A 5603-nucleotide genomic window follows, 5' to 3' on the forward strand; every position below is an offset into this window, starting at 1 on the left:
GAGTGGGGCATCCGGGGCGGGTGACCTCCCCGGCGGGCCCCCGGTGGCCCCCGACGGGAGATCGCGGAGAGGGTGCGGGACACTGGAGCATGTGACTCGGATCGTGATCATCGGTGGTGGACCCGGCGGGTACGAGGCGGCCCTGGTGGCGGCACAACTCGGGGCGGAGGTGACCGTTGTCGATCGGGACGGCCTCGGTGGGGCGTCCGTCCTCACCGACTGCGTCCCCTCCAAGACCCTGATCGCGACCGCGGAGGTCATGACGACCTTCGACTCCTCGCACGCCGAGCTGGGCATCATGCTCGACGGTGAACGCGAGGCGGGCCCCGGCGCGGACGGGGCCCCGCGCCGCATGATCGGCGCCGATCTCGGCAAGGTCAACCGCCGGGTCAAGCGGCTGGCGCTGGCGCAGTCCCACGACATCACCGCCTCCGTCACCCGCGCCGGGGTCCGCGTCCTGCGGGGGCGCGGGCGGCTGGGACCGGAGCAGGCGCCCGACGGTTCGCGTCGGGTCACGGTCACCGACGTCGAGGGCGAGAGCCGCGAACTGGTCGCCGACGCCGTCCTCATCGCCACCGGTGGTCACCCCCGGGAGCTGTCCGACGCCCGTCCGGACGGGGAGCGCATCCTCAACTGGACGCAGGTCTACGACATGGAGGAGCTTCCCGCCGAGTTGATCGTGGTCGGCTCCGGGGTGACCGGCGCCGAGTTCGCCGGGGCCTACCAGGCGCTCGGCTCGCGGGTCACCCTCGTGTCCTCCCGTGACCGGGTGCTGCCCGGCGAGGACCCGGACGCCGCCGCGGTGCTGGAGGACGTCTTCCGCCGCCGGGGGATGAACGTGATGGCCCGGTCCCGGGCCGCAGCCGCCAAGCGGGTGTCCGACGGCGAGGGCGGGGAGCGGGTCGAGGTGGCCCTCTCGGACGGCCGCACCATCTCCGGCACCCACTGCCTGATGGCGGTCGGCGCCGTCCCGAACACCGCGGACATGGGTCTGGAGGAGGCCGGGGTCCGGCTGAGGGATTCCGGGCACATCATCACCGACCGGGTCTCCCGCACGACCGCGCCGGGGGTCTACGCGGCGGGCGACTGCACCGGCGTCCTCGCGCTCGCCTCGGTGGCCGCGATGCAGGGCCGGATCGCGATGTACCACTTCCTCGGCGACGCGGTGGCGCCGCTGGACCTCACGACGGTCTCCGCCAACATCTTCACCGATCCGGAGATCGCCACCGTCGGTCGCACCCAGGCGGACGTGGACGAGGGACGGATCGACGCCCGGGTGGTGAAGCTGCCGCTGCTGCGCAACGCCCGCGCCAAGATGCAGGGCATCCGCGACGGTTTCGTGAAGCTGATCTGTCGCCGGGGCACGGGAATCGTCGTCGGTGGCGTGGTCGTCGCCCCCCGTGCGAGTGAACTCATCCATCCGATTTCGGTCGCGGTGGACAACGGTCTGACCGTCGATCAGATCGCAAAGGCGTTCACCGTGTACCCGTCGCTTTCGGGTTCGATCGCCGAGGCGGCCCGGCAGTTGCAGGCCCGTCACCGGGCCGGGGACCACTGAGGACGCAGGTCGCCCCCGTCGCGGACGCGCTCCGCGACGGGTTCGGGCCCGGGCCATACCACGAAACGGTGATCGTGCGGACCGGGATCGGTAAATTGCCGGAAGCACCTGAAAAGGCACGCTCTTTGGCGTTACTGTCGGTCCTGTGTTCGCTGCAGAACGTCGTCAGATGATTCTTGAAATGGTGCGCGCCAACGGAGCCGTGTCGCTCCGGGAGTTGGCCCGCGTCGTCCAGACCTCCGAGGTCACCGTCCGCCGGGACGTGCGCGCCCTGGAGGCCGAGGGCCTGCTCGACCGCAGGCACGGCGGTGCCGTGCTGCCCGGGGGCATCGGCCGGGAGGCGGGCTTCCCGCAACGCTCCCCGGCCGCGAGCCCGGAGAAGACCGCCATCGCCGAGTACGCGGCGGGGCTGGTCGGCGAGGGCGAGGCGATCGTGGTCGGCGCCGGGGTCACCACCCAGGAGCTGGCCCGGCGCCTGGCCCGGATCCCCGGCCTGACCGTGGTCACCAACTCCCTCCTGGTCGCGCAGGCCCTCGCCCATGCCAACCGGGTGGAGGTGGTGATGACCGGTGGGACCCTGCGCGGTTCCTCCTACGCCCTGGTGGGCAGTGGCGCCGAGCAGTCCCTCCAGGGGCTGCGGGTCTCCCGGGCCTTCATCTCGGGGTCCGGCCTGACCGCCGAGCGGGGCCTGTCCACCTCCAACATGCTCTCCGCCAGCGTGGACCGGGCGCTCGTGCAGGCCGCCGCCGAGGTCGTCGTCCTCGCCGACCACGGCAAGCTCGGCACCGACACGATGTTCCAGACCGTGCCGACCGAGCTGATCTCCCACCTGGTCACCGACCAGGTGGCCCCGGAGAAGGGGCGCGCGGTGGCCGAGTTGGAGGCGCTGGCCGACCACGGGGTGCGGATCTCGGTCGCCGCGCCGACCGAGCAGGCCCGGGGGGCCGCCGCGGGCCGTCCGCAGGTCCGCGCCGGGCACCGGCATCCGGACCGGCACCCGGAGCGGCACGGGGACCGCCACGGCGCCGGCGGTGACGGCCTGACCGTTCCCCAGCCCCGCACGGCCGCCGTGGCGCCCTCGCTGGCCGCCGGCGCCCTCCGGCGCCCCGGCGCCTGAATCCGGCCCGGCGTCGGCCGGGCAGCCGGTCCGGGGCGGCACACCCCGGCGGTGAACACACCGGGGGCCGGGACCCGTGGGGTCCCGGCCCGGTGGGCTCACGGGGCGCCCGGTGTACGGGGCGCCCCGCGGATCAGTCCTTGATGTCGCAGATGGTGGCGCCGGAGGACAGCGAGGTGCCGACCTCGGCCTTGAGGTTGGTGATGGTGCCGGCCTTGTGGGCGTTGATGGGCTGCTCCATCTTCATCGCCTCCAGGACCACGATCAGGTCACCGGCGGCGACCTGTTCGCCCTCCTCGACCGCGACCTTGACCAGGGTGCCCTGCATGGGCGAGGTCAGGGAGTCGCCGGAGACCGCCGAGGCCGCGGAGCGGCCGGCCCGGCGGCGGGTGGGCTTGGCACCCCCGGCCACCGCGGCGCGGGCCAGCGGCATGGCGAGCGTGGCGGGCAGCGAGACCTCCAGCCGCTTGCCGCCCACCTCGACCACCACGGTCTCGCGGGGGGCGCTCTCCTCGCCCTCCTCGGCGCCCCCGGTGGGTGTCCAGGGGGCGATGGTGTTGTCGAACTCGGTCTCGATCCACCGGGTGTGGACGGTGAACGGCTCGGCGGAGCCGTGGACCTCGGGGGCGAAGGCGGGGTCGGCGACCACGGCCCGGTGGAAGGGCAGGGCGGTGGCCATGCCCTCGACGCGGAACTCGTCCAGCGCGCGGGCCGCGCGCTGCAGGGCCTGCTCGCGGGTGGCACCGGTGATGATCAGCTTGGCCAGCAGGGAGTCCCAGGCCGGGCCGATCACCGAGCCGGCCTCCACACCGGTGTCCAGGCGCACGCCCGGACCGGTCGGGGCCACGAACTCGCTCACCGTGCCCGGCGCCGGCAGGAAGTTGCGGCCCGGGTCCTCGCCGTTGATCCGGAACTCGATGGAGTGGCCGCGCAGGACGGGGTCGTCGTAGCCCAGGGCCTCGCCGTCGGCGATCCGCAGCTGCTCGCGGACCAGGTCGATGCCGGTGACCTCCTCGGTGACCGGATGCTCGACCTGCAGACGGGTGTTGACCTCCAGGAAGGAGATCGTGCCGTCGACGGCCACCAGGAACTCGCAGGTACCCGCGCCGACGTAGCCGGCCTCCTTGAGGATGGCCTTGGAGGCGCGGTACAGCTCGGCGTTCTGCTCGGCGGTCAGGAACGGCGCGGGGGCCTCCTCGACCAGCTTCTGGTGGCGGCGCTGCAGGGAGCAGTCACGGGTGGAGACGACCACCACGTTGCCGTGCGTGTCGGCCAGGCACTGCGTCTCCACGTGCCGGGGTCGGTCCAGGTAGCGCTCCACGAAGCACTCGCCGCGGCCGAAGGCGGCCACCGCCTCGCGCACCGCCGACTCGTACAGCTCGCCGACCTCCTCCAGCGAGCGGGCGACCTTCAGCCCGCGCCCGCCGCCGCCGAAGGCCGCCTTGATCGCGATGGGCAGCCCGTGCTCCTTCGCGAAGGCCACCACCTCCTCCGCCCCGGACACGGGGTCGGGGGTGCCGGCGACCAGGGGCGCACCGGCGCGCTGGGCGATGTGCCGGGCGGCGACCTTGTCGCCGAGGTCCCGGATGGCCTGCGGGGGCGGGCCGATCCAGGTCAGTCCGGCGTCGATCACCGCTTGGGCGAACTCGGCGTTCTCCGACAGGAAGCCGTAGCCGGGGTGGACGGCGTCCGCGCCGGCGTCCGCCGCCGCCCGCAGTACCTTGGCCTGGTCCAGATAGCTGGCCGCCGGGGTGTCACCGCCCAGGGCGAACGCCTCGTCCGCGACGCGCACGTGCAGCGCGTCCCGGTCGGGCTCGGCGTACACGGCGACACTCGCGATGCCGGCGTCCCGGCACGCACGGGCGACCCGAACGGCGATTTCGCCACGGTTGGCGATGAGCACCTTGCGCACGATGGCTCCCTCCTTGGAACAAGCCGAGTTTAGGTACCGGCCACACCCGGCGCCGAGGCGCCCACGAAGGTGACCTTGCCCACACGGATGGTGAACACCCCCCGGTGCACGGACCGGGAAACCCATCCCACCACGATAAGAGGCCCGCCGGCGTCCTCCTCGTGAGGGAATCGAGCGCCGCTTGTGGCGGATCTCTCCCGGTGGGCCGGGGCGTGAACCCCTGCCGGCGTTGTGGGAAGGCCACAAATCGGCGGGGGATTATTTTTCCCCTCCCGGGTGCGGCTCCCGCACCCGGGAGGGGACGTTCATCCGATCGTCACGCCGCGACGCCCTTCGGCCCCCGGGCGCTCCGGGGCCCGGCCGGCGCGCATCCGGTTCCGCGGCCGGCCCCGGCCGCTTCGCGCGGGTCCTTCGGCTCTCTCCGGATCAGGGAGTCCACAGGGAGGTCACACCGACCCCCAACTCCCCCAGCAGGCGGCGCAGCAGCGGCATGGACAGCCCGATGACGTTCCCCGGGTCCCCCTCGATTCCCTCGACGAACGCCGCGCCGAGACCGTCCAGGGTGAACGCCCCGGCCACGTGCAGGGGTTCGCCGGCCGCCACGTAGGCGGCGATCTCCGCGTCGTCCGGCTCCCCGAAGCGCACCACGGTCGAGCCGACGGCCGAGACCCGCTCGCCCGAGGCGGTGTCGATGAGGCAGTGGCCCGTGCGCAGCACCCCCGAGCGGCCCCGCATCGCCTTCCAGCGGGCGGTGGCGGCGGTCGCGTCGGCGGGCTTGCCCCACGCCGCGCCGTCGAACTCCAGCACCGAGTCACAACCGACCACCAACGCGTCGGCGGCCTCCGGACGGTCGGCCACCGCCGCCGCCTTGGCCTCGGCCAACACCAGGGCCAACTCCTCCGGCGTCGCGGCCTCCACGGCCTCCTCGTCCACCCCGCTGACGATCACCTCGGGGTCGAGGCCGGCCCGGCGCAGCAGGGACAACCGGGCGGGGGAGCGGGAGGCCAGCACGAGGC

The 5603-nt window shown here is 73.6% G+C and carries 4 protein-coding genes; 2 read left to right on the forward strand and 2 right to left on the reverse strand.

The window, feature by feature from the left end; genetic code table 11:
• Positions 1 to 82: 82 nt before the first annotated feature.
• Together FOE67_RS14950 and FOE67_RS14955 are read left to right on the forward strand one after the other, a co-directional pair.
• Positions 83 to 1558, forward strand: a complete 1476-nt coding sequence (locus FOE67_RS14950; RefSeq protein ID WP_182664485.1) for an NAD(P)H-quinone dehydrogenase — start codon at positions 83 to 85, stop codon at positions 1556 to 1558.
• Positions 1559 to 1739: 181 nt separating this feature from the next.
• Entirely contained in the window at positions 1740 to 2675 is a 936-nt protein-coding gene (locus tag FOE67_RS14955; protein ID WP_438874224.1) for a DeoR/GlpR family DNA-binding transcription regulator, read from the forward strand.
• A gap of 133 nt (positions 2676 to 2808) precedes the next feature.
• On the opposite strand, the gene FOE67_RS14960 is transcribed toward FOE67_RS14955, so the two are convergent.
• Both FOE67_RS14960 and FOE67_RS14965 read right to left on the reverse strand, forming a co-directional pair.
• The gene (locus FOE67_RS14960; RefSeq protein WP_182664481.1) at positions 2809 to 4587 is read right to left on the reverse strand and encodes an acetyl/propionyl/methylcrotonyl-CoA carboxylase subunit alpha; all 1779 of its coding nucleotides are present in this window, start codon (positions 4585 to 4587) and stop codon (positions 2809 to 2811) included.
• Between the two features lie 426 nt (positions 4588 to 5013).
• A partial coding sequence (locus tag FOE67_RS14965) for a Maf family protein (RefSeq protein WP_182664483.1) occupies positions 5014 to 5603 on the reverse strand: 590 nt, incomplete at its 5' end.

It is taken from the genome of Streptomyces calidiresistens, from assembly GCF_014141525.1.
Lineage (GTDB): Bacteria > Actinomycetota > Actinomycetes > Streptomycetales > Streptomycetaceae > Streptomyces > Streptomyces calidiresistens.

Coding starts and splice junctions, on each gene's coding strand:
- FOE67_RS14955 (WP_438874224.1), top strand. CDS start 1,740: ATGGTGCGCGCCAACGGAGCCGTGTCGCTCCGGGAGTTGGCCCGCGTC.